This is a genomic window from Actinacidiphila oryziradicis, from assembly GCF_005047355.1.
Lineage (GTDB): Bacteria > Actinomycetota > Actinomycetes > Streptomycetales > Streptomycetaceae > Actinacidiphila > Actinacidiphila oryziradicis.
In genome coordinates, this window is the sequence record NZ_SUMC01000003.1 from 169,700 (window position 1) to 196,314 (window position 26,615).

The window sequence follows — 26,615 nt, forward strand, 5'->3', positions numbered from 1 at the left end:
TAACTAGAACTGGTATCAGTTCTGAAGCGACGTTATCCTGACGGCGTGTCAGAGAAGGTGTCAGGGAGGGTGCCGGGCCATGACGACCGACCTCATCGAGCACGGACAGCTGTTCATCGGCGGGCGATTGGTCGACCCGCTCTCATCCGCCACCATCGAGGTCGTCTCTCCCCATACGGAGCAGATCTTCGGCCGCGTACCGCACGCCTCCCGCGAGGATGTGGACCGCGCCGTGGCCGAGGCGCGCCGCGCCTTCGACGACGGCCCCTGGCCCCGTACGCCTCTGGACGAACGGATCGCCGTCGTCACCCGCATCAAGGACGCCATCGCCGCCCGCTACGACGAGATCGGCACCCTCATCAGCCGTGAGAACGGCTCTCCGTACTCCTGGAGCGTCCTCGCCCAGGCGCTGGGCGCGGTGATGGTGTGGGACGCCGCCATCACCGTGGCCAGGGACTTCGTCTACGAGGAGCGGCGGGCCGGCGCCCTCGGGCCGATCCTGGTGCGCCGCGAGCCGGTCGGCGTCGTCGCGGCCGTCGTCCCCTGGAACGTCCCGCAGTTCACGGCGGCGGCCAAGCTCGGGCCGGCGCTGCTCAGCGGGTGCACGGTCATCCTCAAGCCGTCCCCGGAGTCCCCGCTCGACGCGTACATCCTCGCCGAGATCACCCGCGAGGCCGGGCTGCCGGACGGGGTTCTCTCGGTCCTCCCCGCCGACCGCGAGGTCAGCGAGTACCTCGTGGGCCACCCCGGAGTCGACAAGATCTCCTTCACCGGTTCGGTCGCGGCCGGCAAGCGCGTCATGGAGGTCGCGGCACGTCACCTGACACGGGTCACCCTTGAGCTGGGCGGCAAGTCCGCAGCGGTGATCCTGCCGGACGCGGACCTGGAGTCCGCCGTCCCCGGCATCGTCCAGGCCGCCTGGATGAACAACGGCCAGGCCTGCGTCGCCCAGACCCGTATCCTCGCGCCTCGCGCCAACTACGACGAGATCGCCGAGCGCTTCGCCGCCGCAGCTTCCGCTCTGGTGGTGGGGGACCCCCTCGACCCGGCCACCCAGGTCGGCCCGCTCGTCGCCAGGCGCCAGCAGCAGCGCTCGTTCGACTACATAGCCATCGGGCAGCAGGAAGGCGCCAAGGTCCTTATGGGCGGCGGCCGTCCGGCGGGCCTGGAGACCGGCTGGTATGTCGAGCCGACGCTCCTCGGCGACGTCAGCAATACGATGCGGATCGCCCGCGAGGAGATCTTCGGGCCGGTCATCTGCCTGCTCCCGTACGAGGACGAGGCGGAGGCGGTGCGTATCGCCAACGACTCCGACTACGGACTGTCGGGGAGCGTCTGGGCGGCGGATGTGGAGCACGGCATCGACATCGCCCGCCGGGTGCGCACCGGTACGTACTCCGTCAACACCTTCAGCCTCGACATGCTCGGCCCCTTCGGAGGCTACAAGAACTCCGGGCTCGGGCGGGAGTTCGGCCCCGAGGGCTACGGCGAGTACCTGGAGCACAAGATGATCCACCTCCCGGCGGGGGCCTAGCCGGATGGGCGACCGCTGGCACATCGAGGTCGACCACTCCGTCTGTATCGGCTCCGGCATGTGCGTCAACGCCGCGCCGCTCGGCTTCCGGCTGGACGCCGCCCGGCAGTCGCATCCTCGTGCCGCAGACGCGGATGCCGGCGAGGCGGTGCTGGCGGCGGCGGAGGGGTGCCCGGTGGAGGCGATCGCGATCACGCTGGCCGATACCGGGGAGCCGGTGTTCCCGCCGGAGGAGTAGGGCCTGTCCGGCGGATCACGAACGGCTCTTCGCGGCCGCGTGCCCGGTGCGGAGCAGCTGATGTCCCAGCAGCCTCCCCCAGCCTTCGGCCGGGAGGTGCCCCCAGCGCGGCGGGCGCCCCATGATCCGCCGGACAGGCCCTGGCCCGGCGGGACGTTCAGCCGGTGCCGGTGCTGTCGCGGGGGGCGGTGAGGTCTATCAATCTGCAGACGGTCTCGATGTCGATCTTCACCTGGGCGATGGAGGCCCGTCCCGACAGCCAGGTCACCAGCGCGGAGTGCCAGGTGTGCTCGATGACCCGGACCGCGGAGAGCTGCTGCGCCGTCGGCGGCCCGGGAAGGCCCATCGCGTCGAGGATGATCGCGGTCGTCAACCGGGACACCGAGTCGACCTCGGGGCTGACGGACCGGTCGGCGAAGGTGAGCGCCCGCACCATCGCGTCGGCGAGATGCGGCTCGCGCTGGAGCGCGCGGAAGGCCCGCATGAGGGTCTCGGCGACCCGGTCCCCGGGGGAGGCGGAGACCGGCGGCCGCTTGCGCAGCGCGTCGTGGAGATGGTCGAGCTGGTCCTGCATGGTGGCGACCAGTAGATGGATCTTCGAGGGGAAGTAGCGGTAGAGCGTGCCGAGGGCGACATTCGACTGCTCGGCGACCTCCCGCATCTGTACGGCGTCGAAGCCGCCCTGGCAGGCCAGCTGGGCACTGGTGTGGAGGATGCGGCCGCGGCGGGCTGCCTGGCGTTCCGTCAGGGGAAGGGCGGATGGTTTGGATTCTGTAGCCATCTGTCCCCGTTTCGTTCTCTTTATGCGGTATGGCCCGCGCCGTGGCGCGCATCACCCGGTCCGCCGGTTTCGGGCCGACCGGCTGCCGGTAGATTCAACGTCTGGACCGCGCGGTCTGAAACTTGTTCTAGATTAGCGTGAGCGGTTACGCTCCGGCGAAAGCGCAGCGAGAAGGGGGCCGGGAGTGACGGCTGGGGCCACACATCACGCCGCGCAGCCGCTCCGTATCGCGCTGCTCACGTACAAAGGGAATCCTTTCTGCGGAGGCCAGGGCGTCTACGTACGCCATCTGTCCCGGGAACTCGCGCGGCTCGGCCACAGCGTCGAGGTGATCGGCGCGCAACCGTACCCCGTCCTGGACGCGGAAGCGCTGGGCGGGAGCCTGGACGGCGGCGTGACCCTCACCGAGTTGGCCAGCCTCGACCTCTACCGGCAGCCGGACCCGTTCCGCACGCCGGGATGGCGCGAGTACCGAGACTGGATCGACGCCCTCGAAGTCGCCACCATGTGGACCGGCGGCTTTCCCGAGCCGCTCACCTTCAGTCTGCGCGCCCGCCGCCATCTGGCCGCCCGCCGGGGCGAGTTCGACATCGTCCACGACAACCAGACGCTCGGCTACGGGCTGCTCGGCGGCACCGGCGCCATAGGCGCCCCGCTGGTCACCACCATCCACCACCCCATCACCGTCGACCGGCGGCTGGACCTCGACGCCGCTGCCGGCTGGAAGCGCCGCGCCTCGGTCCGCCGCTGGTACGGCTTCACAGCGATGCAGAAGCGCGTCGCCCGCCGGCTGCCGGCCGTGCTCACCGTCTCCGGCTCGTCCCGGCAGGAGATCATCGACGACCTGGCGGTGCCCGAGGACCGGATCCACGTCGTCCACATCGGCGCCGACACCCGGCTCTTCTCGCCGGACCCGTCCGTACCCGAGGTACCGGGGCGGATCGTCACCACCTCCAGCGCCGACGTCCCGCTCAAGGGCCTGGTCCACCTCGTCGACGCCCTCGCCAAGCTCCGTACCGAGCACCCCGAGGCACACCTCGTCGTGGTCGGCCGGCGGGCGGACGACGGGCCGGTCGCCGCCGCCATCGAGCGGTACGGGCTCGCGGGGGCCGTCGAGTTCGTCAAGGGCATCAGCGACGCCGAGTTGGTCGGCCTCGTGCGCGGCGCCCAGATCGCCTGCGTACCTTCCCTGTACGAGGGGTTCTCGCTGCCCGCCGCCGAGGCCATGGCCACCGGCACCCCGCTCGTCGCCACCACCGGCGGCGCCATACCCGAGGTCGCCGGACCCGACGGTGAGACCTGCCTCGCGGTGCCCCCCGGCGACGCCGGGGCGCTGGCCGACGCCCTCGGCCGGCTGCTCGACGACGCCGGGCTGCGCCGCCGGCTGGGCGCAGCCGGCCGTGAGCGGGTGCTGAGCCGCTTCACCTGGGAGCAGGCCGCCATCGGCACCGTCGAGCGCTATCGCGCGGCGATCGAGGCGCAAGGCCCCACCCCCGCCCCGACCCTCCGGACGAAAGCTGAGGCCCCGTGCTGACCGTCGATTTCTCCCGGTTCCCGCTCGCCCCAGGTGACCGGGTGCTCGACCTCGGCTGCGGCGCCGGCCGCCACGCCTTCGAGTGCTACCGGCGAGGCGCCCAGGTCGTCGCCCTCGACAGAAACGGCGACGAGATCCGCGAGGTCGCCCGATGGTTCGCCGCGATGGAGGAGGCGGGGGAGGCCCCGGCCGGTGCCACGGCCACCGCCATGGAGGGTGACGCCCTCAGTCTGCCGTTCCCGGACGACAGCTTCGACCGCGTCATCATCTCCGAGGTCATGGAACACATACCCGACGACAAGGGCGTCCTCGCCGAGATGGTGCGGGTGCTGCGCCCCGGCGGCCTCATCGCGATCACCGTGCCCCGATATCTTCCCGAGAAGATCTGCTGGGCGCTCTCCGACGCGTACCACGAGGTCGAGGGCGGCCACATCCGCATCTACCGCGGCGACGAACTCCTCGGCAAGATCCGCGAGGCCGGGCTCCGCCCGTACGGCACCCACCACGCGCACGGCCTGCACTCCCCGTACTGGTGGATCAAATGCGCCGTCGGCGTCGACAACGACCAGGCGCTGCCGGTGAAGCTTTACCACCAGCTCCTCGTGTGGGACATCATGAAGAAGCCGCTGGCCACCCGGGTCGCCGAACAGGCTCTCAACCCCCTCATCGGCAAGAGCTTCGTCGCCTACGCGGCCAAGCCGCACACCGCCAAGCCCCTCGCCCCCGAGGCGGAGGCCGAGGCAGAGTGACCGCGTTCAGCCGCGGGCCCGACCGCACCGAGCACCTCATCCTGCCCGGCGTGCTCACCGCCGAACAGGCGGACCGGACCGTTGCCGCGATCGCCGCCATCCAGCGCCCTGACGGCGCCATACCCTGGTTCGACGGCGGACACCTCGACCCCTGGGACCACGTCGAGGCCGCCATGGCGCTCGACGCCGGGGACGAGCACGAGCGCGCCGAGGCCGCCTACCGCTGGCTCGCCGACCACCAGAACCCGGACGGCTCCTGGTACGCCGCCTACTCGTACGCCGAAGGCCACGACGGCGAGCCCACCAACCGCGCCCGCGAGACCAACTTCTGCGCCTACATCGCCGTAGGCATCTGGCACCACTACCTCGCCACCGGCGATGACACCTTCCTCGAACACATGTGGCCGGTGATCCACTCCGCCGTCGAGTTCGTCCTGGAACTCCGGCTCCCCGGCGGCGAGATCGCCTGGAAGCGCGACGACGACGGAACGTATCCCCCCGAGGCCCTCCTCACCGGCTCCTCCTCCATCTACCAGGCGCTGCGCTGCGCCCTCGCCATCGCCGAACACCGCGAGGACCCCCAGCCGGACTGGGAACTCGCCACCGGTTCCCTCGGCCACGCCGTCCAGTACCACCCCGAGCGGTTCCTCGACAAGGACCGCTATTCCATGGACTGGTACTACCCGGTGCTGGGGGGCGCCCTCCGTGGCCCGGCGGCCAAGCAACGCATAGAGGCGTCCTGGGACCGCTTCGTCGTCCCCGGCCTCGGTGTGCGCTGCGTACTGCCCAACCCCTGGGTCACCGGTGGCGAGAGCGCCGAACTCGCCCTGGCCCTGTGGGCCATGGGCGAGTCGGACCGTGCCGTCCAGATCCTCGCCGACATCCAGCATCTGCGTTCCGACGAGGACGGCATGTACTGGACCGGCTACGTCTTCGACGACGACGCCGTCTGGCCCCGGGAGCGCACCTCCTGGACCGCCGCCGCGCTGTTGCTTGCGGTGGCCGCCCTCGGGGGGGACGAGGCGACCACCGCCGTCTTCGGCGGCGAACGGCTGCCGGTCGGGCTGGCGCCCGACGCCGCGGGGTGCTGTCAGGCGTGACAGCAGTCGCCGGCGCGGTCGCCGGGCGGGTGTGGTGTCTGTGTTGTCGCGCTGGGAGCGGGTATTAGGCGCGGTTGACGCGGCCGGCCAGCACATGGCCGATGAACAGGTAAACCACCGCGGGCAGGCCGTAGTTGAGGACGGTGCGCAGCCAGGCCTCATTCGGTGTGAACAGGCCACGGGACCATCCCGAGAGCCAGTTGGCGGCGCGATGGATGAAGTTGACCAGCTCGTTGGCCTGGTTGGCGTCGAGGAGATACATCACGATCCACACACCCAGGATGAGCGCCGCGGCGTCGGCGATGATCGCGATGGTGGTTGCTGCATGGTTCCCGCCGTATCGTCTGGACATGCCTGGCGTCTTGCCTCGATAAAGTGTTTGAAACTCTGCCCGCGCATAGCTGATAGCTGCCGCTGCGGCTGTCCAGCCGTGCGGTCAGTACGCGACTGCGACCGCCTGCCCGAGCGTCGCCGGATCGTCCAGCGCGGCGAGCATCGCATGGGCCGTATCGGCGCGCGAGATCGAGTAGTCGCGCGGCACATTCCCGCCGACGACGCTCCGGTATCCGCCGGCACTGCGTGGTGCTGCGCCGGATCTCGTCCTCCATCGCGGCCAGGTCCGCGTACGCGTCCCGCAGCAGGGCACTGAAGACGGCAGCACAATGCGGCGGTTTGCAAAGCTCTCGCCCTCCGGCACCGGGCCGACTGGCACCACCGCGCTCACCGCCACGAAGCGGCGTACGCCGGTGGCTGCCGATACGCGGCTCAGCTGTTGAGTTCGGCGAGCACGCGCATTGTGTGCCGGTCGGGCGCGGTCACCAGGAGGTCGGTGACCGGCCCCGCCCGCCACGCCGCCAGCCGCTCGGCGATCCGCTCACGCGGCCCGACCAGGGAGATCTCGTCCGCGAAAGCGTCCGGGACGGCCAGCACCGCCTCTTCCTTGCGGCCGTCCAGGAAGAGTGCCTGAATGTGCCGCGCTTCCTCCTCGTACCCCATCCGGGCCATCAGGTCGGCGTGGAAGTTGCGGCCCCGCGTCCCCATTCCGCCGATGTAGAAGCCCAGCATCGCCTTCACCGCCAGCAGCCCCTCCGCCGGGTCGTCGCAGACCTTCGCCCGCACCATGGGCGCGATGACGAAGTCCTTCGGCGTGTCGGCGAGCGACGCCTCGTACACGCCGGTGCGCAGCGGCGACCAGTACAGCGGCATCCAGCCGTCCGCGATGCGGGTGGTCTGCGCGATGTTCCTGGGGCCCTCCGCGCCCAGCAGTATGGGCAGGTCGGCGCGGAGCGGGTGGGTGATCGATCTCAGTGGCTTGCCGAGGCCGGTACCGTCGGGCCCCTCGTACGGGCGGCTGCGCTCGCGGCGCAGCACCTGCCGGATGTCCGCCACGTACTCGCGGGTCGCGGTGAGCGGGCTCTTGGGGAACGGGCGGCCGTACCAGCCCTCGACCACCTGCGGTCCGGACAGGCCGAGTCCGAGCATCACCCGGCCGCCGGAGAGGTGGTCCAGGGTCAGCGCGTGCATCGCGGTGGCGGCAGGGGTGCGGGCGGCCATCTGCGCGATGCCGGTGCCGAGCTTGATACGGCTGGTGTGCGCCGCGAGCCAGGTCAGCGGCGTAAAGGCGTCCGAGCCCCAGGCCTCGGCGGTCCATACGGAGTCGTAGCCGAGCCGTTCGGCTTCCCGCGCGAGTGCGACGTGATCCGGGTCGGGCCCGCGGCCCCAGTATCCGAGTGCCAGTCCGAGCCGCATGGAGTCCTCCCGCCTGGCTGACGAACCATCAGCCAGGCGGGACTGTACGACAACAGCCCCTCGCCCGGAAGAGGAGGCGGCTTGTGCCGGCCGCGCTAGGGCCTGTCCGGCCGATCTCCGTGGGAGAAGGAGGGGGGTCTGGCGCCTGTGATCGCAAGGCGGAGGAGGGAGGCGACGCGATGGGGGTCCCCCCTGCTCGAGCGGAGCCGAGAGCTTGGGGGAGTCGTCGACTGACGACAACGCCGCGAGCGCTGGTGCCAGACCCCGCGACGCCGCGGAGATCGGCCGGACAGGCCCTAGCCGCGCTGGATGCCGCTGGTGTCCTGGAGGACGCCGCGGCGGCCGTCCTGGGTCTGGGCGATGAGGGAGGGGCCGCGCTGGTCGACGGCGAGGTACCAGGTGCCGGGGGCGAGTTCGGCGATGGGGGAGGGCGAACCATCCTCCGGAAAGAGCGGGCGGGCGACCGGGACGGCGAACCAGAAGGCCGTGAAGTCCGCGGCGGCGGGCTGGGGTTGCTGCTGTTGCTGCGGCGGGGCCTGGGGGGCCGGGGCACCGTACGGGGCGGACTGGGGCTGGCCGCCGTAGGACATGGCGGGGGAGGGGGCGCCCGGGTAGCCGTAGCCGCCGGGCTGCGGGGCGCCGGGGTAGGGCTGCTGGCCGTACGGGGCGGCCTGCGGCTGCCGCGGGCGGGGAGCGGGCAGGAGCGGGGGCTTGAACGCGGCGAGGGTCGTGGACAGGACCGCGACCACCGCGAGGGCGAGGCCGAAGATCACGGTGAGCCAGGCGCCGGCGCCGAGGCTGACCCGGTTGCCGTCACCGCCTGCGGGGAGGAGGTTGGAGAAGGACGACCAGAGGGCCGACCAGCCGACGAAGACGGCGAGCGCGATGCCCCACTGGGAGAGGGTGAGCCCCACGACCTTGCGGCCCTCGGGCAGCATGCGGGCGGCCACAAAGAGCCCCGCGGCGATCAGGGCGGCGAGGTGCACGGTGGGCAGCAATGGGAACAGCGCCGCGTCCCACGCGTTGACCGACTCGTCCTGCCCTGTGGTGATGGGGTAGGTGAAGAACGGCAGGAATGAGGCGATCAGCAGCAGCACCGCTGCGACGATCACCGCGCCGTCTCCTCTTGTGAGGGAGCGGATGTTCACGTTGTGGAGGTCCTTTGTCAGTCGTCTCGGTGACGGGGGCGCGGACGGTCCACCATCGTACGGGTGTAACCAGGGACTGCTACGGCGGGTGCGCAGTCTGGTGCACGATCGGGACCGACTCCCCGCACGGGGCGCTTCTGCCCGGCTCGGGGCCTGCCTCAGCCGCGGCCTTCCAGGAAGGCCGTGATGCCGTCGGCGATGCCCTGCGCCGCGCGCTGACGCCACTTGGGGTCCGTGAGGTGCGCGGCGTCCTGCGGGTCGCGCATGTTACCGCACTCGATGAAGACCTTGGGGACGGTGGAGAGGTTGAGCCCGCCGAGATCGTCGCGGACCTTCAGACCCGTGCCGCCCCCGATGTAGTTGGAGGGCGCGGATTTGGTCGCGGCGGCAAAATGCGCCTTCAGGGCGGTGCCGAGACGGCGCGAGGGGATGACGATCGCGCGGGTGTCCGCGATGCCCTGGTGGACGGCTGCGGGCAGGATGACATGGAAGCCGCGGTTGCCGGTCGCCGAGCCGTCGGCGTGGATTGAGACGGCGGCGTCGGCGTGGGCGGCATTGCCGATCCCGGCCCGTTCGTTGATGCACGGGCCGAAAGCGCGATCACCGTTCTGAGTGAGTTTGACGGTCGCACCGCGCTTAATGAGGAGGGCTCGCGCCCGGCGCGACACGTCGAGAGTGTAGGCCGCCTCCGAATAGCCGCTGTTGGTGGCGGTGCCCGTGGTGTCGCAGGCCTTGCGGGCGGTCCCCATGTCGACCAGCTTCGCGATCTCGGCGGTGTGGTTGTGGTTGTTCGCATTGTGGCCGGGGTCGAGAACGACGACCTTGCCCGTCAGCGGGAGGGCGGCCTTGCTGTCGCCACTGTCCAGCTGCGATGCTGCCGCCGCCGCCGACGGCAGTGCCAGGGCCCGCTGAGGCGTTCCCCCGCCCCCGGGGTCGCGCAGCGAATCCCATACGAGCCAGCCCGCGAAGGCCGTCGCGATCAGCGCGGCGGCGGCGATCAACAGCACGCCGCCCCGTCGGCCCGACATTGGCGTCTCACCTGCACTGGTGCTGAACACGTCAGCGATGCTATCCGCCCCGCCTCAGATCCCTGACCCGGTACGCCTCAGGACATGCAGCGAGCGCGTCGCCGCGATCTCGGCGAAGGCCCCGGAGTCCAGCGCCCGCCGGTACACGCGGTACGGGGCCTGGCCGCCGTCCGCCGGGTCGGCGAACACATCGTGGATCACCAGGAGGCCGTCCGGCGCGAGGTGCGGGGCCCAGCCCTCGTAGTCCTTCGTGGCGTGCTCATCGGTGTGGCCGCCGTCGATGAAGATCAGCGCGAGCGGCTTGCCCCACAACGCGGCCACCTGCGGTGAGCGGCCGACGACCGCGACGGTGTGCCCCTCCAGCCCCGCGGCGTGCAGCGTCCGCCGGAACGCCGGAAGCGTGTCCATCAGCCCGACCTCCGGGTCGACCAGCCCCGTGTCGTGATACTCCCAGCCCGGCTGCTGCTCCTCGCTCCCGCGATGGTGGTCGACGGTGACCGCCACCGTCTTCGCCTCCCGCGCCGCCGCCGCCAGCAGGATCGTGGACCGGCCGCAATACGTGCCCACCTCCAGCACCGGCAGACCCAGCCGCCCGGCCGCGTCGGTGGCAGCCGCGTACAGGGCGAGGCCCTCGTCCAGCGGCATGAAGCCCTTGGCGGCCTCGAAGGCCGCGAGTATCGCGTCGGTGGGCCGTGGCTCTGTCATGGGCTCCATGGTGCCGTACCGCCTGCGGCGGGCTGCTGCCCACCCACGGTGGTTGGGGCGGGGGTTGCCTGCACCGGGGGCGCCGGGTGTGCGTTCGCCCTGGCCGGGCGGGGGTGCCGATCCTCCCCCAGCTACCTCCCCCAGCCTTCGGCCGGGAGGTGCCCCCCCAGGAGGTGCCCCTACAAGCGCCGGACGGGCGCACCTCTTGTTTGCCGCCCTCGCGCCGCTTCGCGGGCTTCGGACGGCTGCGCCGGACTCCGTCCGTCGGGGCGGAGCGCCCGGCGGGCGGGCGCAGAGATTCTCGATCTCCTCGCCGAAGTCCGTGGTTTTGGCCTAGGCCCCGCTTGCCATGTCGGTCGTCCCTTCCCCCGTGTCCGTCGCTCATCATGCATGACGGTACGGAGTGGTCCTCAGGCTGCGGCAGAGGCGAATGTACGGGCTTGGGCAGGACAATTGTCACGGTCGCGGTGTCTGACTGTGCGTCAGCTCTTCCGGGGGTCGGAGTGATGCGTTATACAGGAGGCCACCGCTAGAACACGTTCTAGCCGTACGTGATCGACCCCGGCGCGGCCGACGGTGCGGCCGGTCGGGCCGGGGTTGCCGGCGCCGAAATCCGAAGTCCCGAGGAGCTACATGCCCATCGACGTCACCAAGGCCACCACCGCCGAGCCTCGCGTCGCCGACCTGGCCTGGGGCCACAAGGACGTCCAGCTCTACCACCTCGGCATCGGCGCCACCGAGCTGCGCTACGCCCTGGAGACCCAGCTGCGCGTCCTGCCCACCTTCGCCACCGTCGCGGGCGGCGCGATCGAGGCGGTCGGTGGGCTGTCCATGCCCGGAATCGATGTCGACCTCGCCGCCGTCCTGCACGGCGGGCAGCGGATCGGGCTGCACCGGCCGATCCCCGTCGAGGGGAAGGCTGTCCAGAGCGCGCGGATCGCCGCCGTTCATGACAAGGGCAAGGCGGCGGTGATCGTGCTCCGTAGCGAGGTGGCCGACCACGACGGCCCGCTGTGGACCTCCGACACCGAGATCTTCGTACGCGGCGAAGGCGGTTTCGGTGGCGAACGGGGGCCTTCGGCGCGTACGGAGGCGCCGGCCGGCGAGCCGGACCGTACGGTCCTGCGAACCACCCGCGACGACCAGGCGTTGCTCTACCGGCTGTCCGGCGACTGGAACCCGCTGCACGCGGATCCCGAGTTCGCCGAGCTGGCCGGCTTCGACCGGCCGATCCTGCACGGCCTGTGCACCTACGGGATCGTCCTCAAGGCCGTCGTCGACACGCTTCTCGAGGGCGACGAGACGCGGGTGCGCGCCTACTCCGCACGCTTCGCCGGGATCTTTTTCCCCGGCGAGACCCTGCGCATCCGGATGTGGGCCGCCGCCGGCCGTATCCGGGTCGCTGTGACGGCCGTCGAACGGGACGACGCGGCCGTCCTCGCGGACACGACCGTCGAGTACGAGTGAGTACGAATACGAGTCAGTACGGATGAGAAGGGGAGCCCGCCATGCGCGCAGCCGTACAGCACCAGATTGGCCAGGACAAACTCGAAGTGTTCGACGATGTCGAGGCGGTGGGCTTCGGCCCCGGCAAGGTGCGCGTCCGCATCCGTGCCACCGGGCTCTGCCACTCCGACCTGTCCGCGATGAGCGGCGTCCTGCCGCAGCCCGCGCCCTTCATCCCCGGGCACGAGGGCGCCGGTGAGATCGCCGAGGTCGGCGAGGGCGTCGACGGCCTCGCGGTCGGCGACCGGGTACTCGTCTGCTGGCTGCCCGCCTGCGGGGCCTGTCCCGCCTGCAAGCGCGGCCAGTCGCACCTGTGCCTCGCCGGGTTCCTCAACGCCGGCACCGCCAACTACCGCCGGCCGGGCGGGGACATCTTCGGCTTCGCCGGCACCGGCACCTTCGCCGAGGAAGTCGTCCTCTCCGCGCCCTGCGCCGTCCCGATCCCGGATGACATTCCGTTCGAGATCGCCGCTCTCATCGGCTGCGGCGTCACCACCGGGATCGGTGCCGCGCTCAACACCGCCAAGGTCGAGGCCGGTTCGTCGGTCGCCGTCATCGGCTGCGGCGGCGTCGGCATCAGCGCCATCCAGGGCGCACGGGCGGCCGGCGCCGCCGAGATCGTCGCCGTCGACCCGGTGCAGTCGCGGCGCGATGCCGCCCTGCGACTCGGGGCGACCGATGCCGTCGCACCGGAGGAGCTCGCCGATGTGAAGGGGCGGCTCACCGGCGGCGAGGGCTTCGACTACGTCTTCGAGGTCGTCGGGAGGTCCAGCACCGCCCGTACGGCGTACGAAGCCACCCGGCGCGGCGGCACGCTGTGCGTCGTCGGGGCGGGCGCGATGGACGACAACCTCCAGATCAGCATGTTCGAGCTGTTCTTCGACGAGAAGCGGATCCTGCCTTCCCTGTACGGGGGAGGGGATGTGCTCAGGTCCTACGACCGGGTCATCCGGCTCTGGCGCGCCGGGCGGATCGACCTGGAAGGGCTGATCACACACCGGGTGCGGCTGGAGGAGATCAACGACGCGGTCGACCAGATGCGGAGCGGCGAGGCGCTGCGCACCTGCGTGACCGTCTGAGGACGCGGCCCGGGAGGGAAGGGGACATGGGGATGGACGTGCTGGCGGGCCGGACGGCCATCGTCACCGGCGCCGGAAGGGGCCTGGGGCGGGCGGAGGCACTGGAGCTGGCCCGGCTGGGAGCGGCGGTCGTGGTCAACGACTACGGGCAGCCGGGCAGGGACGGCTCGGGGGAGGCGTCCGCGACTCCGGCGGAAGAGGTGGCCGCGGAGATCGTGGCGGCCGGCGGCCGGGCCGTGGCACACCACGGAGACGTGGCTGACTTCAAGCAGGCCCAGGAGCTGGCCGGGCTCGCCCTGGAGACGTTCGGATCGCTGGACATCCTGGTCAACAACGCGGGCATCCTCCGGGACCGCATGGTCTTCTCGATGACGGAAGAGGAGTGGGACGCGGTGATCCGCGTCCATCTGAAAGGCCACTTCAATATGACCCGCTTCGCCGCCGCGCACTGGCGCGACCGCGCCAAGGCGGACAACGGCCGTCCGGTGTTCGGGCGGATCGTCAACACCTCGTCCGAGGCGTTCCTCGCCGGTTCGGCGGGGCAGCCCAACTACGCCGCCGCCAAGGGCGGCATAGTTGGGCTCACGACCTCCACGGCAGCGGCGCTGGCCAAGTACGGGGTGCGGTCCAACGTGATCTGCCCCCGCGCCCGGACCCGTATGACGGACGACGTGTTCGGGCCCGCCGGCCCCGCCGTGGACCGGAGTCCGGATCCGCTCGCGCCGGAGCATGTGGCGCCGCTCGTCGGCTATCTGGCGTCGCCCGCCGCCGAGCGGGTCAACGGCCAGGTCTTCGTGGTGCACGGCGGGATGGTCGCATTGGTGGACCGGCCACGGGTGACCGCGAAGTTCGACACGGCCAAGGACGCCTTCACGTACGGCGAGCTGGACGAACTGCTCACCGGCTACTTCGCGGGCCGCGATCCGGCGGAGAGTTTCGCGGCGACGGAGGTGCTCGGCCTCAAGCGGAGCCGGCCGTACTGACCCCGACGGGCGCGGTCAGTCGCGGCTGCGGGGCATTTGGTAGCCCTCCCGGCGGTGACGGCCATGGGCCGGGGTCTCGTGCTCGTCCGGCATGGCCGGACCACGGTGGCGTCCTTCGGCCGCGCCCGCGGCGGCATCGGCTTGGAGGCGTGCCTCGGCAGTGTCGTTCCGGGCTTCGGACATGGTGGGATCTCTCTGTCGTTCGCGTACAGGCTTGCGGGGGCGGAGCGGGCGGAGTGGCCCAACGCGCCGTGCACGTACGCCAATACATCCCCGACGGTGCCCCGGCACACGGCAGCACAGCCCCCGGCAGGAGTCTAGCCAAGGGCGAGATCTTGGTGAAAGCGCCCCTGGGGCGGCGGCGTGTTCAGACCCCGCCCAGCGGCGCCTGTTGCAGCGGAAGGACGCGATTGTGGGGCGGCTCCTGCGCGGGAGCCTCCTGGGCGGGGGCTCCCTGAGTGGGCGGCTCCTGGGCGGGAGCCGCCGGTTCGGTGGGCGGTACGGCCGCCTCGTAGGAGACGACGCCGCAGGGGCAGTGTGGGCACGCGTAGGGCAGCCGCAGCACCCCGCGTGCCGTCCACATGCCGGTGCCGGGGAGCCAGCCGTCCGGGCCGGTGAGCCAGAGGGCGCGCCGGCCGCCGGGCCGCCAGACAGCGATGCAGGTGCCCTGTGGGCCGTCGGCGCGCAGGGCGACCGCGCAGGCGTCCGGCGCGAGCATCTGGCCGGGCTGGGCGGCGAAGGGGGTGAGGACGGCGTCCGGCACCCGTAGGGCCTCGGGGAAGCGCACGGGGAGCCGGCTGCCGAGGATGCCCCAGCCGAGCCGGTCCTCGCCGGGGGCGTCGCTGCGCAGGACGAGCAGACCGCTGTCGGGGTCGGCGAGGAGGAGGCGGTCGTTGCTGTCATCGGTGATCTGGAGGAGCGGGCTGACGTCGCCGTGCTCCAGGTCGACGGCGACGGCCTTCGTCCGCCCGTCCGCCTCGCGGTCGAGGGCCAGCATCCGGCCCGTATCGTCCAGCCAGACGCCGCCGGTGCAGCGGCCGCTCACCATGGCGAGCCGGCGGAGCTGGCTGCCGCCGTGGACGAGCCATACGGCGGTGACGTCGGCCTGGGCGTCGTAGGAGCGCGCGAGGGCGTCCCCGGAGGCGGAGGGCGGCAGCAGCCTGACGTCGTCGATGCCCCCGTCGAGCGACCCGAGCCACACCTCGCCGGTGCCGGGGCCGGTGGGGTAGAGGAGGGAGAGGTCGTGCCGGTAGGCGACGCGTCGGCGGATGAGGACCCGGCCGTCGGGTAGCGGGAGCACTTCGGAGCTGGGCTCCTCGGGCTGGTTGCCGGGGAGGGGGACGGTGTACGGCTCGGTGCTGTCGAGGGTCCAGCGCTCGGGGAACCAGTTGCCTCCGCCGGAGGCCTGGGCGAGGCAGGCGGCGTACGAGCCGTCCGCCGCGATAGTGAACCCGGCCCGCCGCACAGTGCTGCCAGTGGCGTCTGCGGTGGGCTCGGTGGCGCAGGCTGTCATGGTGTGTGAGTCACCTCCGGCAGCAGACGCTAGTTTTCGCAACTGCGACCGATCGCCACGAGTGGATGTGATTCACCTGTAAGGGTGGCTCTTGTCCCCTTCTGGGGGAGGCGGACGAGCCGGTGTGCTCCGCCCGAGTGATTCCGTAAGCCCCAGTCCAGCGGGGTAATCTCGACCCGTGCCCAAACTGTCCGCTGTCATTGCCGCGCTCGAAGCCCTCTGGCCCCCGGAGCGGGCCGAGGAGTGGGATGCCGTCGGCCTGGTGTGCGGCGATCCGGACGCCGAGGTGTCGCGGGTGCTCTTCGCCGTGGATCCGGTGCACGAGGTCGCGGAGGAGGCGGTACGGACGGGAGCCGATCTGCTGGTCACCCACCACCCCCTCTATCTGCGCGGCACGACGACGGTCGCGGCCACCGGCTTCAAGGGCCGGGTCGTGCACTCCCTGATCAAGAACAATGTCGCGCTGCATGTCGCCCACACCAACGCCGACCGGGCTGATCCGGGGGTTTCCGACGCCCTCGCGGCAGCCGTGGGGCTGCGCGTGACCGGCCCGCTGGTGCCCGACCGGACCGACCCGGCGGGGCGCAGGGGCCTGGGCCGGATCGGTGAACTGGACGCCCCGCTCACCCTCGCGGAGTTCGCACAGCGGGCGGCGAAGGGCCTGCCGCACACCGCCACCGGGCTGCGGGTCGCGGGCGACCCGGAGCAGGCGGTCCGTACCGTCGCCGTGTGCGGCGGCTCCGGCGACAGTCTCTTCGGCGACGTAAGGCGGGCGGGTGTGGACGTCTACCTCACCGCCGACCTGCGGCACCACCCCGCCTCCGAGGCCCAGCAAGCGGGACTGTTCGACGAGGGCAGGCCGTCCCTCGTCGACGCCGCGCACTGGGCCACCGAATGGCCCTGGTGCGAGCAGGCCGCGAGCCAGCTCGACGAGATCTCCGACCGGCACGGCTGGGCCCTCCGCACATACGTGTCGCGCACGGTCACCGATCCCTGGACGGCGCACGCCGTCTCCACCGAATTCACGAACTCAAACCCAGGAGCCCCCCGCTGAACGCCGAGCCCGCCGACCAGATCCGTCTTCTCGAAGTCCAGGCCCTCGACTCTCGCATCGGGCAGCTGGACCACAAGCGCAGGAATCTCCCCGAGCACGCCGAGCTCGAGCGCCTCAACGCCGATGTCACCCAGCTGCGTGACCTGCTGGTCGCCGCCCAGACGGAGGAGAGCGACACCGCCCGCGAGCAGACCAAGGCCGAGCAGGACGTCGACCTGGTCCGCCAGCGCGCCGTCCGCGACCAGCAGCGGCTCGACTCCGGCGCCGTCACCTCGCCGAAGGACCTGGAGAACCTCCAGCACGAGATCGTCTCCCTCGCCAAGCGGCAGAGCGACCTGGAGGACGTCGTACTGGAGGTCATGGAGCGCCGCGAGTCCATGCAGGAGCGGGTGGGCGAGCTGAGCGGCCGCCTCGGATCCGTGGAGGCCAAGGCCGCCGACGCCGAGATCCGCAAGGCCAAGGCCGTCCAGGAACTCGACGCCGGGAGTTTCACCGCCGCCAAGGAGCGCGAGATCGTCGCCGGCGCCGTCCCCGCCGATCTGCTCAAGCTCTACGACAAGCTGCGCGCCCAGTCCGGCGGCATCGGTGCCGCCCGGCTCTACCAGAAGCGCTGCGAGGGCTGCCGTCTGGAGCTCAACATCACCGAGCTCAACGAGGTCCGGACCGCCCCCGCGAACTCGGTCGTCCGGTGCGAGAACTGCCGGCGCATCCTGGTCCGCACGCCGGAGTCCGGTCTGTAATGGCGGCTCGTACGTTTGTCGTCGAGGCGGACGGCGGCTCCCGGGGCAACCCGGGGCCCGCCGGTTACGGCGCTGTCGTCCTTGACCCGGCGTCGGGGGAGCCGCTGGCCGAGGCCGCCGAGTACATCGGCACCGCGACCAACAACGTCGCCGAGTACCGGGGGCTCATCGCCGGGCTGCGTGCGGCCCACGCGCTGGACCCGGACGCGCGGATCCGGGTGCGGATGGACTCCAAGCTCGTCGTCGAGCAGATGTCGGGCCGCTGGAAGATCAAGCACCCGGACATGCGTCCGCTCGCTGCCGAGGCCAAGACCGTCTTCCCGGCGGACCAGGTGACCTACGAATGGATCCCGCGCGAGAGGAACAAACACGCCGACCGGCTCGCCAACGAGGCCATGGACGCCGGCAAGAAGGGCAAGAAGTGGGAGCCCAGCCGCTCCACCGCCGCTCTCGCCAGCGCGACCGCTGCCGCCACCGTTCCTGATCCTGAGCTCCTCGACGAGCCGAAGGAGACCGCCGCCGCCGGGTGGGGCGGCGACATGGGGCCGCCCACCACCTTCGTACTGCTCCGGCACGGCGAGACCCTCCTCACGCCCGAGAAACGGTTCTCCGGCAGCGGTGGCACCGATCCCGAGCTGTCGGAGAAGGGCCGCTGGCAGGCGGAGCGCGTCGCCGAGTCGCTTGCTGCCCGTGGCACGATCCAGGCGGTCGTCAGCTCGCCGCTGAAGCGCTGCCGGGAGACCGCCGAGACGGTGGGCCGGCGGCTCGGACTCGACGTCCGCATCGACGAAGGCGTGCGCGAGACCGACTTCGGCGCCTGGGAAGGGCTCACCTTCGCCGAGGTGAAGGAGCGCTACCCGGCCGAGCTGGACGCGTGGTTGGGCTCCCCCAAGGTCGCTCCGCCCGGCGGCGAGAGCTTCGCGGCGGTCGCCCGCCGGGTCGCCCTCTCCCGCGACAAGCTGCTAGCCCGGTACGCCGGGAAGACCGTGCTGGTGGTCAGCCATGTCACCCCGGTCAAGCTGCTGGTCCGGCTCGCGCTGGGCGCGCCCCCGGAGTCGCTGTACCGGATGGAGCTGTCGGCGGCGGCGCTGTCGGCGGTGGCCTACTACGCGGACGGGAACGCGTCGTTGAGACTGTTCAACGACACGAGCCACCTCCGCTGAGGTCCGCAAGGGCTGTCCGGGCCCGCCTCCGTCCGTCCGACCGGGCGGAAGCGGCCCCGGACAGGACGTGCACTACGGGGGAATGTGCCGTTGGCCTGTCGCGTGCCGAGGCCGGCGACCTTGGCCGGGGCGGATGTCGTGGGCTTGGCGGCCGGGTCGGTGGCGGACGCCGAGCACCCGGCGAGGGCGGCGGCCACGGCGAGGGCGGAGACCAGACGGAAGATGGGACGCACAAGCATTCCAGGGGAAGGTAGGTAAGGCTTGCCTTACCTACCCCGGTCGAGGAGCTCAATGCACCTCCGTCACCAGCACATCCAGCTTCCCCGGCGACTGTTCCTCCACCACAAACCCCAGGTCGCGCAGCGCCTCCGCCAACTCCACCGGATCCTGCGGCCGCGCCCCGTCCTCCAGCAGCGCCCGCACCAGCCGTCCCTTCGTGGCCTTGTTGAAGTGGCTCACCACCTTCCGGGTCTCCGCCTGCAGCACCCGGACCGTCGCCGTACGCCGCGCCACCGCCCCCTTCGGCCGCCACGCGCTCCCGTACGCCGCCGACCGCAGGTCCAGCACCAGGCCTTCCCCGGCCGCCTCCGGCAGCACCTCCGCCATCGGCCCCCGCCAGTACCCGCCCAGGCCGCCGAGCCCCGGCAGCCGCACCCCCATCGAGCACCGGTACGACGGGATCGCGTCCCTCACCCGCACCGCCCCCCACAGCCCCGAGAACACCAGCAGCGACTCCTCCGCCCGCATCCTCGCCGCCGCCCCCAGCGTCGCCAGCCCCAGCGCGTCGTACAGCACCCCCGTATAAATCTCCCCCACAGGCCGGGTCGGAGCCTCCCGCAGCCCCGCGTTCTTCGCCACTTCCCCCCGCAGCCCCGCGCTCAGCCCCAGCACCCCCGCCGCCTTCTCCTCGTCCCCCGCGCACAGCCCGACCAGCTCCTCCAGCACCGCCTCCCGCGCCCCCCTCAGCCCCGGCAGCGACAGTGCCCCGAGGTCCACAGCCGGGCCCTCACCCCCGGTGGCCTTGCCCTCGGACGGCGGAAGCAGGACGAGCACGGCGGTTCTCCTTCGTATGTACGGCGGGGCGAGCGGCCCGGGACAGCCTACGGCGACCGGTTCTGTGCCACGATCGAGTGAGGAACCTCCGGTCCGGCCGGTACTGACCCCCTTGATCCATATGCTCGCGACCAGACAAGGAAGGGGCGTGAGATGAGCGCCATGGCACACGAGCCGCTCTCGCAGGAAGAAACGCTGCTGGAGGGCTTCTTGGCCCTGGAAACCCCCCAGGGGTTCAGGGCCGAGTTGATCGAGGGGGAAATCGTCGTGACACCGCCGCCGTCTGGGAGGCACGAGCGCTGGCTCAGCCGGATTGCCCTGCAAGTGGCCCGCAAGTCCGAAGTGGTCATGGACGCCTCCGGCAATCGGGGCCTGGAGGTGCCGCGCGGAGGGCTGTGCCCCAAGAACCACGTGATCCCGGACGTCGTCTTTGCCCGGCTTGAGCTGGACCTCTTCGACGACGATGAGTCATGGATGCCCTGCGACGGCGTAGCCATGGTTGTCGAAGTGACATCGGGCCAGCCGGAACGGGACCGCACGGCCAAGCGCCACTGCTACGCGCGGGGCGGCATCCCGCTGTATCTGCTCATTGACCGCGAGAACGAGACCGTGACTCTCTTCGCCGAACCGGAGGGCGACGACTACCAGGCGGACTGCCGACGGCCGTTCGGCAAGCCGATCGAGCTCCCCGCCCCCTTCTCGTTCACGCTCGAAACGGGCGACTTCGCCTGACCACGGCCGCAGCGGCGGGCTCCCTACTCCCCAAACAAACTGTACAACCGAACTATACAATCAAATTGTACAACTCAACTGTGGATATGCGGGTACGATAGGAGCCGTGGACGACAGCGAACTCGCCGAAGAGCTCCGCCTGACCGTGGGACATCTGGTCCGCGCGGTTCGCGCGGCCGACACCATGCCCGCAGGTGAAGCAGCCGTGCTGGGCTACTTGGACCGCGACGGCCCGCAGACCACCGCAGACGTTGCGGGACAGCGGGGCGTAAGCCACCAGTCGGCGGCGAAATCCGTCAAGGAACTCCTTGCGCAGGGCCTGTTGTGGACCGAACCACATCCCAGCGATGGCCGTAAGGCCCTGCTGCACCTCACCTCTGCCGGACAGCTCCGGCTGCAGCAAGAGCGTCAACGACGGGCGGACTGGCTGGGCTCGGCGATCGCAGCGGTACTCACACCGGAAGAGCGGGACACGCTGGAAGCCTGCGTTCCGCTGCTCGCACGCCTGTCGGTGCACCTGGAGAGCCGGCAATCGCGCCCCGAAGACCGACGAGGTGGGGGCTTAAGAGAGCATTTGGTTTAGGTAGATCGCCCTGTATGCCCTAGTAGGTTCCTCGCCAGGTGGGTGTGGTCTCGTCTGTTATGTGCTTGGCGAGGTTGTCGATGGAGGCGCTGTGGATCATGGCTTCGGAACTGGCGGGGAAGGTCTCGTAGTCGCGGGCCAGGCGTCGGGTGATGCATCAGAGGGGTCGGGAAGGCATGGCCGGTGGGCTGGGCGTCGTCGCCTGCTCCGTACGCGGCTGCCCGCCGGACGCCGGGCCGACCGGGGCGCGGCGGGCGCGCAGGGCCGCACCGGCGAGCACGGCCAGCGTGGCGGTGCCGTACGACAGTGACTGCAGGTCGACGCCCTTCCCCCACAGTGCACCGCCGAGGTAGAGGGCCGCACCGGCGGCCGGGACGGAAAGCCATTCCCAGCGGCCGTCCAGGGCGACAAGGGCGGCGACGAGGAGGGCATACCAGGAGTAGGCGGGCGAGGTGATCAGCAGGGCGGTACCGGTGACGAGGAGGGCTCCGCTCCAGGGCCGGGCCGGGTCGCCGCGGCGCAGCACGCACAGGACCGCGAGGAGCAGCAGGGCGATGGCGGCGGGGCCGGCGGCCGGGTCGGGCAGGATGAGGCGCAGCAGGGCGAAGCGGTGGACGCTGCCGGATTCGTAGCCCTCTTCGTGGAGGTAGCCGGGCAGGTAGCCGAGTACTCCGGCTCCCGAGGCCGAGACGTACGGCAGGTAGCCGAGCGCGATGACCGCGACTGCGGGCAGCAGCACCCGTGCGGCCCGGCGGGGCCGGAGCCCGGACAGGGCGCCCGGTAGCGCGAGCACCGGGTACAACTTCACGGCGATGGCGGCACCGAGCAGTGCCCCGCGCCGGGTGCCGGCGGTGGCCGTGCCGAGGGCGAGGACGGTCAGGAGCACGCCGAGGGTGTCGATGTGGGCGTTGTTGACGGCCTCGACGGGGACGGCCGGGCACCAGGCCCACAGCGCGGCCGTGCGCGGGTCGCGGCCGCGCCGCCGCAGCACGGTGAGCAGCGCGACGGTGGTGCCCATGGACAGCAGGGCGCCGCCGGTCTGGATGGCCTTGTGGCGGCTGCCGCCCGGGGACAGTTCGTGCACGGTGAGGAACCAGCCTTCGGCGACCGGCGGGTAGATGGTGTGCACGGTGGGGCGGTTGATCCGGGTGCAGACGTCGCCCGCGGCGTGCAGTTCCCGTTTCCGGACCAGGGTGGGGTCCTGGCAGGTGGCCTCCGGCGGGAAGAGCCAGTTCTCGCGCAGCGGCGCCAGTTCCGGTGCGACAGGCGCATACGTGTACGGGGAGACCCCGGCGGCCTGCACCTTCCCGTCCCAGGCGTAGCGGTACATGTCGCTGCTGGTGCTCGGCGGCGCGGTCAGCGCGGCGACGGCCAGAGCCGCGGCACCGGCCAGAACCAGCGTGGTGGCGGCGCGCACCGGCACCTTGCGCACTGCCCAGGCGGCGGCCGCGAACAGGGCCCAGGCGACGCCGTACCAGAGGAGGATGCGGCCCGGGTCGGCGAGCACGCCGCCGGTATGGACGGCGGCCACCACGGACGTGGTGAGCGCGGTGAGCAGAGCGGTGGTGACGGCGGTGCGCAGACGGATTCCCACGCCGCCACGGTGACATCCCAGTGGCCTGGGCGGGATCATGCGCGGCCGCTTCGTCCGCATTCCGTAAGGAGTTCAAGGCCCTGTTCAGCGGGGGTGGCGGGGTGTGATGGAAGGTATGAGAAGAAGCCTTCCGCGCCCGCCGCTTCCCGTGTTCAGGGGGCGGCTGCACGACGCCCGTACGGCCACGGTGATCGGCCGGCTGCTCGGCGTGGCCATCGTCGTGGCCTTCGTGACCGGTCTGGTCAGCCACTGCCTTCAGCAGCCGCCCGGGTGGGCGGTGAATCTGCTGCCGAGCCGGCCGTCGTGGGGCTACCGGGTCACCCAAGGTGTGCATGTGGCGAGCGGTATCGCGGCGATCCCGCTGCTGTTCGCGAAGCTGTGGACGGTCTACCCCCGGCTGTTCGAGTGGCCGCCGGTCCGCTCGGTGGTGCACGCGCTGGAGCGGGCCTCGATCGGGGTGCTGGTGGGCAGCGTGCTGCTGCAGTTGGTCACCGGCCTGCTGAACACCGTGCAGTGGTATCCGTGGCCGTGGGACTTCAAGCAGGCCCACTGGGCACTGGCCTGGGTGGCGGTGGGGGCACTGCTGCTGCACCTCGCGGTCAAGGCGCCGCAGATCGCCGCGCACTGGCGGCGCCCCGCGCCGGACGCCGACGGGCCGGACCGGCGGGCGTTCTTCACGGCGGTGGGCGCGGCGGTCGGGGCCGTGACGCTGACGACGGTCGGGCAGTCCTTCACCCCGCTGAAGGACCTCGACCTGTTCGCGCCCCGCCACCCCGACCACGGACCCCAGGGCCTGCCGGTCAACCGCACCGCGGTCGCCGCCGGAATCACCGCCGAACGCCTGGCGGGCTGGCGGCTGCGGGTGGACGGGCCCCGACCGTACGAGTTGACGCTGGAGGAACTGCGGGCGATGCGGCAGCACTCGGCTGTGCTGCCGATCGCGTGTGTCGAGGGCTGGAGCAAGAGCGCGCACTGGACGGGCGTACGGATCACGGATCTTCTGGACCGGGCTGGCGCTCCGCGTGCCGCACGGGTGCGGGTGACCTCACTGCAGCGGCACGGTGCATACGCGGTCACGGAGATGGGCAGTTCGTACGCCCGCGATCCGCTCACCCTGCTCGCCCTTCGGCTGAACGGCGAGCCGCTCTCGGCCGACCACGGATTCCCGGCCCGCGTCATCGCCCCGAACCGGCCGGGCGTCCTGCAGACCAAGTGGGTCGCCCGGCTGGAGGTGCTGTGATGAAGACGCTGCGCTTCGCGGCGGGTGCGGCGGGGGTCGCGGCGATGGCGCTGGGCGCCGTGTTCCTGACGGCGCCGCAGGTGGGCAAGCCGCTCGACGTGCTGTGGTGGCTCGGCGGCGCAGTGCTCCTGCACGACGGCGTACTGGTGCCCGTCACCCTCGCGGCCGGTGCCCTCCTGCCGCCCCGGCTGCGGCGTTCCGCCCGTGGCGCACTCGTCACCGCCGCCTGCCTCACAGCAGTGGCCCTCCCCGTACTGCTACGCCCAGGGCCCCGGGCCAACGCCTCCGTCCTGCCCCTGGACTACGGACGGAACCTGCTGATCGCCCTCGGCGCCGTCACCGCCCTCACCGTGGCCTGGCACGCCCTGAGGCGGCTCCTGCGGGCCTGCCGCGGCGCCCTCGCCGGGCGCGACGGACCAGGATGATCCGGCATCAGCCTGCAACTCGATGAATGTGCGTCCGTCGACGGTCCATTGGTCGGCCGGGGTCCAGCCGGTGACGGCGCCGGTACGCACCAGGGCGGCAGGCCCGAGGCGGGCCCAAGGGAACTCGCGGCCGTGACGTCCCCGGGCGTCCTGGACCCGGACGGTGAGGCGTTCGTCGACGTCGTGCGCGGCCGCCTCGGCGAGCAGGCGTCCGCCGGGGGCGACCAGTGCCCGGACCCGGGTCAGCAGGGCGTGCGGGTCGCCGCCGATCCCTATGTTGCCGTCGACGAGCAGTGCGGTGCCCCAGCGTCCCTCGGCCGGTAGCCGGTCGAAGACCGAGCGCCTCAGCGCCGGTCCGCCCGCATCCCGGGTACGGGCGACGGCGGCCGGGCTGACGTCCACGCCGAGGGCGCTCAGTCCGTGCCTGGGGAGGGCGACGACCAGTCGGCCCGGACCGCAGCCGATGTCCAGCACGGGGCCCCGGCAGCGGTCGAGCAAGGCGGTGTCGGCCGCGTCCGGTTCGGCGCACCACCGCTCCACGTCCAGCGGCAGCAGCCATCCGTCGGATCGCCGCAGGAACAGCGGTCCGCGCCCGGTGCGCAGCGCCCGCCCGTACGGGTCGTCGACCCATGGCTCAGCGGGCTCGTCCCGCAGCTCGGTCGGCTCGGCCAGTTCGGCACTGCTCATCGCGCGGCGTCCGTCAGCCCGGCACTGCCCGCGAACCGGGCCAGGGCCGCCGCGAAGTGTGAGTCCGGTGCGGCCGACGCGACTTCGGCGGCGTCGGCCGCGGTGTCGACGTCCCGTAGTGTCTGCAGGTCACGTACCCGCAGGCCCGCGTCTGTCAGGCGGCGCCGCTGGATCTCACCCGTGCGGTCGGTGGACATCGGTACGCCCCTGATGAGCCCGGGGGCCAGCGTCGGGCCGGCCAGGCCCAGTGCCCAGAATCCGCCGTCGGCCGCGGGGCCGATCCACGCGTCGCAGTCGTCCCATCCGCCGGGCGCCAGTGCGGGGGCAAGGAGTTCCGGGGTGACCTGCGGAGTGTCCATGCCGATCAGCAGCGCGGGCCCGTCGTGACAGCCGGCGAAGGCGGCCGCGAGCCGTTCGTCGAGTCTCCCCGCCACTTGCGGTACGACCTCGAAGCCGGGTGGCAGCCAGCGCCCGGGCGCGCCGTCCAGCACCAGCACCCTGCGCCGGGCCGGGGTCCGCAGCACCGCGTCCAGGGTGTCGGCCAGGGCCGCTTCGGCGAGGGCGGCGGCCTGCCAGGGGGCGTACGGGGGCGTGAGCCGGGTTTTGACCCGGCCGGGAACCGGCTCCTTGGCGATGACCAGCAGGGTGACTCCGCTCGTCGCGCCGTCGGGACCGGCAGCGCGGTGGCCGATGGCGTGCTCCCCGCCAGTCGGGTCACCCGCGGCCGCGCCTTGGGCCGGCGGCGGACGTCCGGCGGAGGCGAAAGCCGAAGGGGCCGACGGCCCGGCGTGCGGGGGCGTCGCGCGGCCGACGCCGTCCGGCCTCGGGGCGGGGCGCCGGTGCGGCCGGTTCATTGTGCCGCTCCGGCCGCGTCGGCGGATTGCGCCGTCGGCTGCGGCTGTTGTCCCCGCACCGGCTCGGCGAGCACTGCCCGCATGTCGCGTACCGCGTGCCAGGTGCCGCGCCAGGTGCCGGTGACCTTGGAACGGCCCATGCGTGGCGTGTAAGGCACGTCCAGCTCACGTACCCGCCAGCCCGCGTCGGCGGCCCGTACCAGCATCTGCAGCGGGTAACCGGAGCGCCGGTCCGTCAGCCCAAGGCCGAGCAGGGCCTCGCGCCGGGCGACGCGCATGGGACCGAGGTCGTGCAGCCGCAGGCCGGTACGGCGGCGGATCATGCGGGCCAGCTCCCAGTTGGCCAGCCGCGCGTGCGCCGGCCACGCCCCACGCACGGTCGGCCGCCGGCGTCCCAGCACGAGGTCGGCGCTGCCGTCCAGCACCGCCCGTGCGACGGACGGCAGCAGGCCCGGGTCCAGCGAGGCGTCGCAGTCGCAGAAGCACACCACGTTCGCCGTTGCGGCGGTCAACCCCGCGTGGCAGGCGGCGCCGAAACCCCGGCGCGGCTCGTGGACGACGTACGCGCCGAGCGATGCGGCCACCTCCGCAGAGCCGTCGGTGGAGCCGTTGTCGACCACGATGGCGCGCCAGCCGCGAGGGACGCGTTCCAGCACCCAGGGCAGGGCCGCGGCCTCGTCCAGGCACGGCAGCACGACATCGACAGGAAGATCGGGAAAGCCGACGGGAACGTCGGCCGGAGGTGAGGAAGGCTCGATCACCCTTGACACCTTACGAACGCGAACCGGGCATTTCGGATAGCGGACTCTTACGAAACGCGGACATTCGCAAACGCCCGTCGGT

At 71.8% G+C, this 26,615-nt stretch carries 27 protein-coding genes and 1 pseudogene; 14 read left to right on the forward strand and 14 right to left on the reverse strand.

Annotation, left to right across the window (positions count from 1 at the left end; translation table 11 throughout):
* Window positions 1–79: 79 nt before the first annotated feature.
* A complete protein-coding gene (locus tag FCI23_RS04770; RefSeq protein ID WP_136722168.1) occupies window positions 80–1,534 on the forward strand; it encodes an aldehyde dehydrogenase in 1,455 nt (484 codons plus the stop codon).
* A 4-nt stretch (window positions 1,535–1,538) separates the two neighbouring features.
* A complete protein-coding gene (locus FCI23_RS04775) occupies window positions 1,539–1,772 on the forward strand; it encodes a ferredoxin (RefSeq protein ID WP_136722169.1) in 234 nt (77 codons plus the stop codon).
* A 157-nt stretch (window positions 1,773–1,929) separates the two neighbouring features.
* Here the strand turns inward: FCI23_RS04775 and FCI23_RS04780 are convergent, their stop codons facing one another.
* Window positions 1,930–2,553 carry a TetR family transcriptional regulator gene (locus FCI23_RS04780; RefSeq protein WP_136722170.1) on the reverse strand — a complete coding sequence of 208 codons (624 nt, stop codon included), beginning with the start codon at window positions 2,551–2,553 and terminating at the stop codon, window positions 1,930–1,932.
* 184 nt (window positions 2,554–2,737) lie between these two features.
* On the opposite strand from FCI23_RS04780, the gene FCI23_RS04785 reads away from it, so the two are divergent.
* The 3 genes from FCI23_RS04785 to FCI23_RS04795 are packed head-to-tail and all read left to right on the forward strand — an operon-like array spanning window position 2,738 to window position 5,936.
* Window positions 2,738–4,087 (forward strand): glycosyltransferase family 4 protein, encoded by a 1,350-nt coding sequence (locus tag FCI23_RS04785; RefSeq protein WP_136722171.1) that lies wholly within the window; start codon window positions 2,738–2,740, stop codon window positions 4,085–4,087.
* Entirely contained in the window at window positions 4,081–4,836 is a 756-nt protein-coding gene (locus tag FCI23_RS04790) for a class I SAM-dependent methyltransferase (protein WP_136722172.1), read from the forward strand. Before FCI23_RS04785 ends, FCI23_RS04790 begins: the two co-directional genes overlap by 7 nt.
* A complete protein-coding gene (locus tag FCI23_RS04795) occupies window positions 4,833–5,936 on the forward strand; it encodes a prenyltransferase/squalene oxidase repeat-containing protein (RefSeq protein ID WP_246143341.1) in 1,104 nt (367 codons plus the stop codon). The genes FCI23_RS04790 and FCI23_RS04795 overlap by 4 nt, the downstream gene beginning before the upstream one ends.
* A 64-nt stretch (window positions 5,937–6,000) precedes the next feature.
* On the opposite strand, the gene FCI23_RS04800 is transcribed toward FCI23_RS04795, so the two are convergent.
* The 5 genes from FCI23_RS04800 to FCI23_RS04820 all read right to left on the reverse strand — a co-directional run bounded on the left by FCI23_RS04800 (window position 6,001) and on the right by FCI23_RS04820 (window position 10,566).
* Window positions 6,001–6,288: a hypothetical protein gene (locus FCI23_RS04800; RefSeq protein WP_136722173.1), complete on the reverse strand. Its 288-nt coding sequence runs from the start codon at window positions 6,286–6,288 to the stop codon at window positions 6,001–6,003.
* Window positions 6,289–6,701: 413 nt separating this feature from the next.
* Window positions 6,702–7,685: an LLM class F420-dependent oxidoreductase gene (locus FCI23_RS04805; protein WP_136722174.1), complete on the reverse strand. Its 984-nt coding sequence runs from the start codon at window positions 7,683–7,685 to the stop codon at window positions 6,702–6,704.
* Between the two features lie 296 nt (window positions 7,686–7,981).
* Entirely contained in the window at window positions 7,982–8,833 is an 852-nt protein-coding gene (locus FCI23_RS04810) for a DUF5336 domain-containing protein (protein ID WP_136722175.1), read from the reverse strand.
* 158 nt (window positions 8,834–8,991) lie between these two features.
* Complete coding sequence (locus FCI23_RS04815) at window positions 8,992–9,861, reverse strand: N-acetylmuramoyl-L-alanine amidase (protein WP_246143342.1); 870 nt, start codon at window positions 9,859–9,861, stop codon at window positions 8,992–8,994.
* Window positions 9,862–9,915: 54 nt separating this feature from the next.
* Entirely contained in the window at window positions 9,916–10,566 is a 651-nt protein-coding gene (locus FCI23_RS04820) for a class I SAM-dependent methyltransferase (RefSeq protein ID WP_136722176.1), read from the reverse strand.
* Window positions 10,567–11,199: 633 nt separating this feature from the next.
* On the opposite strand from FCI23_RS04820, the gene FCI23_RS04825 reads away from it, so the two are divergent.
* Genes FCI23_RS04825 through FCI23_RS04835 form a run of 3 tightly spaced genes read left to right on the forward strand, consistent with a single transcriptional unit; the run spans window position 11,200 to window position 14,134 of the window.
* Complete coding sequence (locus tag FCI23_RS04825; RefSeq protein WP_136722177.1) at window positions 11,200–12,033, forward strand: MaoC/PaaZ C-terminal domain-containing protein; 834 nt, start codon at window positions 11,200–11,202, stop codon at window positions 12,031–12,033.
* 41 nt (window positions 12,034–12,074) lie between these two features.
* On the forward strand, window positions 12,075–13,151 hold the full coding sequence (locus FCI23_RS04830; protein WP_136722178.1) for a Zn-dependent alcohol dehydrogenase: 1,077 nt from the start codon (window positions 12,075–12,077) through the stop codon (window positions 13,149–13,151).
* 26 nt (window positions 13,152–13,177) lie between these two features.
* On the forward strand, window positions 13,178–14,134 hold the full coding sequence (locus FCI23_RS04835; RefSeq protein ID WP_136722179.1) for a 3-oxoacyl-ACP reductase: 957 nt from the start codon (window positions 13,178–13,180) through the stop codon (window positions 14,132–14,134).
* A 15-nt stretch (window positions 14,135–14,149) separates the two neighbouring features.
* On the opposite strand, the gene FCI23_RS56145 is transcribed toward FCI23_RS04835, so the two are convergent.
* The gene (locus FCI23_RS56145) at window positions 14,150–14,317 is read right to left on the reverse strand and encodes a hypothetical protein (RefSeq protein ID WP_169316681.1); all 168 of its coding nucleotides are present in this window, start codon (window positions 14,315–14,317) and stop codon (window positions 14,150–14,152) included.
* Between the two features lie 184 nt (window positions 14,318–14,501).
* On the reverse strand, window positions 14,502–15,647 hold the full coding sequence (locus tag FCI23_RS04840; RefSeq protein ID WP_136722180.1) for a hypothetical protein: 1,146 nt from the start codon (window positions 15,645–15,647) through the stop codon (window positions 14,502–14,504).
* A 178-nt stretch (window positions 15,648–15,825) separates the two neighbouring features.
* On the opposite strand from FCI23_RS04840, the gene FCI23_RS04845 reads away from it, so the two are divergent.
* The 3 genes from FCI23_RS04845 to FCI23_RS04855 are packed head-to-tail and all read left to right on the forward strand — an operon-like array spanning window position 15,826 to window position 18,604.
* A complete protein-coding gene (locus tag FCI23_RS04845) occupies window positions 15,826–16,701 on the forward strand; it encodes a Nif3-like dinuclear metal center hexameric protein (protein ID WP_136722181.1) in 876 nt (291 codons plus the stop codon).
* Window positions 16,698–17,441 (forward strand): zinc ribbon domain-containing protein, encoded by a 744-nt coding sequence (locus FCI23_RS04850; RefSeq protein ID WP_211265219.1) that lies wholly within the window; start codon window positions 16,698–16,700, stop codon window positions 17,439–17,441. Before FCI23_RS04845 ends, FCI23_RS04850 begins: the two co-directional genes overlap by 4 nt.
* Window positions 17,441–18,604 (forward strand): bifunctional RNase H/acid phosphatase, encoded by a 1,164-nt coding sequence (locus FCI23_RS04855; RefSeq protein WP_136722182.1) that lies wholly within the window; start codon window positions 17,441–17,443, stop codon window positions 18,602–18,604. The genes FCI23_RS04850 and FCI23_RS04855 overlap by 1 nt, the downstream gene beginning before the upstream one ends.
* A gap of 288 nt (window positions 18,605–18,892) precedes the next feature.
* Here the strand turns inward: FCI23_RS04855 and yaaA are convergent, their stop codons facing one another.
* Window positions 18,893–19,657 carry a peroxide stress protein YaaA gene (gene yaaA / locus FCI23_RS04860; RefSeq protein ID WP_136722183.1) on the reverse strand — a complete coding sequence of 255 codons (765 nt, stop codon included), beginning with the start codon at window positions 19,655–19,657 and terminating at the stop codon, window positions 18,893–18,895.
* Between the two features lie 153 nt (window positions 19,658–19,810).
* Between yaaA and FCI23_RS04865 the strand changes: the two genes are divergently transcribed.
* The gene (locus tag FCI23_RS04865; protein WP_136722184.1) at window positions 19,811–20,389 is read left to right on the forward strand and encodes a Uma2 family endonuclease; all 579 of its coding nucleotides are present in this window, start codon (window positions 19,811–19,813) and stop codon (window positions 20,387–20,389) included.
* A 106-nt stretch (window positions 20,390–20,495) separates the two neighbouring features.
* A complete protein-coding gene (locus FCI23_RS04870; protein WP_136722185.1) occupies window positions 20,496–20,972 on the forward strand; it encodes a MarR family winged helix-turn-helix transcriptional regulator in 477 nt (158 codons plus the stop codon).
* Window positions 20,973–20,991: 19 nt separating this feature from the next.
* On the opposite strand, the pseudogene FCI23_RS04875 reads toward FCI23_RS04870, so the two are convergent.
* Both FCI23_RS04875 and FCI23_RS04880 read right to left on the reverse strand, forming a co-directional pair.
* A pseudogene (locus tag FCI23_RS04875) lies at window positions 20,992–21,120 on the reverse strand (IS5/IS1182 family transposase); the annotation flags it as partial.
* A gap of 9 nt (window positions 21,121–21,129) precedes the next feature.
* Window positions 21,130–22,566 carry a glycosyltransferase 87 family protein gene (locus FCI23_RS04880; RefSeq protein WP_246143343.1) on the reverse strand — a complete coding sequence of 479 codons (1,437 nt, stop codon included), beginning with the start codon at window positions 22,564–22,566 and terminating at the stop codon, window positions 21,130–21,132.
* Between the two features lie 106 nt (window positions 22,567–22,672).
* On the opposite strand from FCI23_RS04880, the gene FCI23_RS04885 reads away from it, so the two are divergent.
* On the forward strand, window positions 22,673–23,806 hold the full coding sequence (locus FCI23_RS04885) for a molybdopterin-dependent oxidoreductase (protein WP_136722187.1): 1,134 nt from the start codon (window positions 22,673–22,675) through the stop codon (window positions 23,804–23,806).
* Window positions 23,807–24,063: 257 nt separating this feature from the next.
* On the opposite strand, the gene FCI23_RS04895 is transcribed toward FCI23_RS04885, so the two are convergent.
* The 3 genes from FCI23_RS04895 to FCI23_RS04905 all read right to left on the reverse strand — a co-directional run bounded on the left by FCI23_RS04895 (window position 24,064) and on the right by FCI23_RS04905 (window position 26,533).
* Window positions 24,064–24,918: a class I SAM-dependent methyltransferase gene (locus FCI23_RS04895; protein ID WP_246143345.1), complete on the reverse strand. Its 855-nt coding sequence runs from the start codon at window positions 24,916–24,918 to the stop codon at window positions 24,064–24,066.
* A complete protein-coding gene (locus FCI23_RS04900; RefSeq protein ID WP_136722303.1) occupies window positions 24,915–25,562 on the reverse strand; it encodes a TIGR04282 family arsenosugar biosynthesis glycosyltransferase in 648 nt (215 codons plus the stop codon). The genes FCI23_RS04895 and FCI23_RS04900 overlap by 4 nt, the downstream gene beginning before the upstream one ends.
* 206 nt (window positions 25,563–25,768) lie before the next feature.
* Window positions 25,769–26,533, reverse strand: a complete 765-nt coding sequence (locus FCI23_RS04905) for a glycosyltransferase family 2 protein (protein ID WP_265737719.1) — start codon at window positions 26,531–26,533, stop codon at window positions 25,769–25,771.
* Between the last annotated feature and the right edge of the window lie 82 nt (window positions 26,534–26,615).

What these genes read in the sequence shown, in the direction of transcription:
- FCI23_RS56145 (WP_169316681.1), bottom strand. Translation starts at nt 14,317, where the DNA reads ATGTCCGAAGCCCGGAACGACACTGCCGAGGCACGCCTCCAAGCCGAT.
- FCI23_RS04830 (WP_136722178.1), top strand. Translation starts at nt 12,075, where the DNA reads ATGCGCGCAGCCGTACAGCACCAGATTGGCCAGGACAAACTCGAAGTG.
- FCI23_RS04840 (WP_136722180.1), bottom strand. Translation starts at nt 15,647, where the DNA reads ATGACAGCCTGCGCCACCGAGCCCACCGCAGACGCCACTGGCAGCACT.
- FCI23_RS04835 (WP_136722179.1), top strand. Translation starts at nt 13,178, where the DNA reads ATGGGGATGGACGTGCTGGCGGGCCGGACGGCCATCGTCACCGGCGCC.
- FCI23_RS04825 (WP_136722177.1), top strand. Translation starts at nt 11,200, where the DNA reads ATGCCCATCGACGTCACCAAGGCCACCACCGCCGAGCCTCGCGTCGCC.
- FCI23_RS04805 (WP_136722174.1), bottom strand. Translation starts at nt 7,685, where the DNA reads ATGCGGCTCGGACTGGCACTCGGATACTGGGGCCGCGGGCCCGACCCG.
- FCI23_RS04800 (WP_136722173.1), bottom strand. Translation starts at nt 6,288, where the DNA reads ATGTCCAGACGATACGGCGGGAACCATGCAGCAACCACCATCGCGATC.
- FCI23_RS04770 (WP_136722168.1), top strand. Translation starts at nt 80, where the DNA reads ATGACGACCGACCTCATCGAGCACGGACAGCTGTTCATCGGCGGGCGA.
- FCI23_RS04895 (WP_246143345.1), bottom strand. Translation starts at nt 24,918, where the DNA reads ATGAGCAGTGCCGAACTGGCCGAGCCGACCGAGCTGCGGGACGAGCCC.
- FCI23_RS04815 (WP_246143342.1), bottom strand. Translation starts at nt 9,861, where the DNA reads ATGTCGGGCCGACGGGGCGGCGTGCTGTTGATCGCCGCCGCCGCGCTG.
- FCI23_RS04775 (WP_136722169.1), top strand. Translation starts at nt 1,539, where the DNA reads ATGGGCGACCGCTGGCACATCGAGGTCGACCACTCCGTCTGTATCGGC.
- FCI23_RS04855 (WP_136722182.1), top strand. Translation starts at nt 17,441, where the DNA reads ATGGCGGCTCGTACGTTTGTCGTCGAGGCGGACGGCGGCTCCCGGGGC.
- FCI23_RS04780 (WP_136722170.1), bottom strand. Translation starts at nt 2,553, where the DNA reads ATGGCTACAGAATCCAAACCATCCGCCCTTCCCCTGACGGAACGCCAG.
- FCI23_RS04865 (WP_136722184.1), top strand. Translation starts at nt 19,811, where the DNA reads ATGAGCGCCATGGCACACGAGCCGCTCTCGCAGGAAGAAACGCTGCTG.
- FCI23_RS04820 (WP_136722176.1), bottom strand. Translation starts at nt 10,566, where the DNA reads ATGACAGAGCCACGGCCCACCGACGCGATACTCGCGGCCTTCGAGGCC.
- FCI23_RS04885 (WP_136722187.1), top strand. Translation starts at nt 22,673, where the DNA reads ATGGAAGGTATGAGAAGAAGCCTTCCGCGCCCGCCGCTTCCCGTGTTC.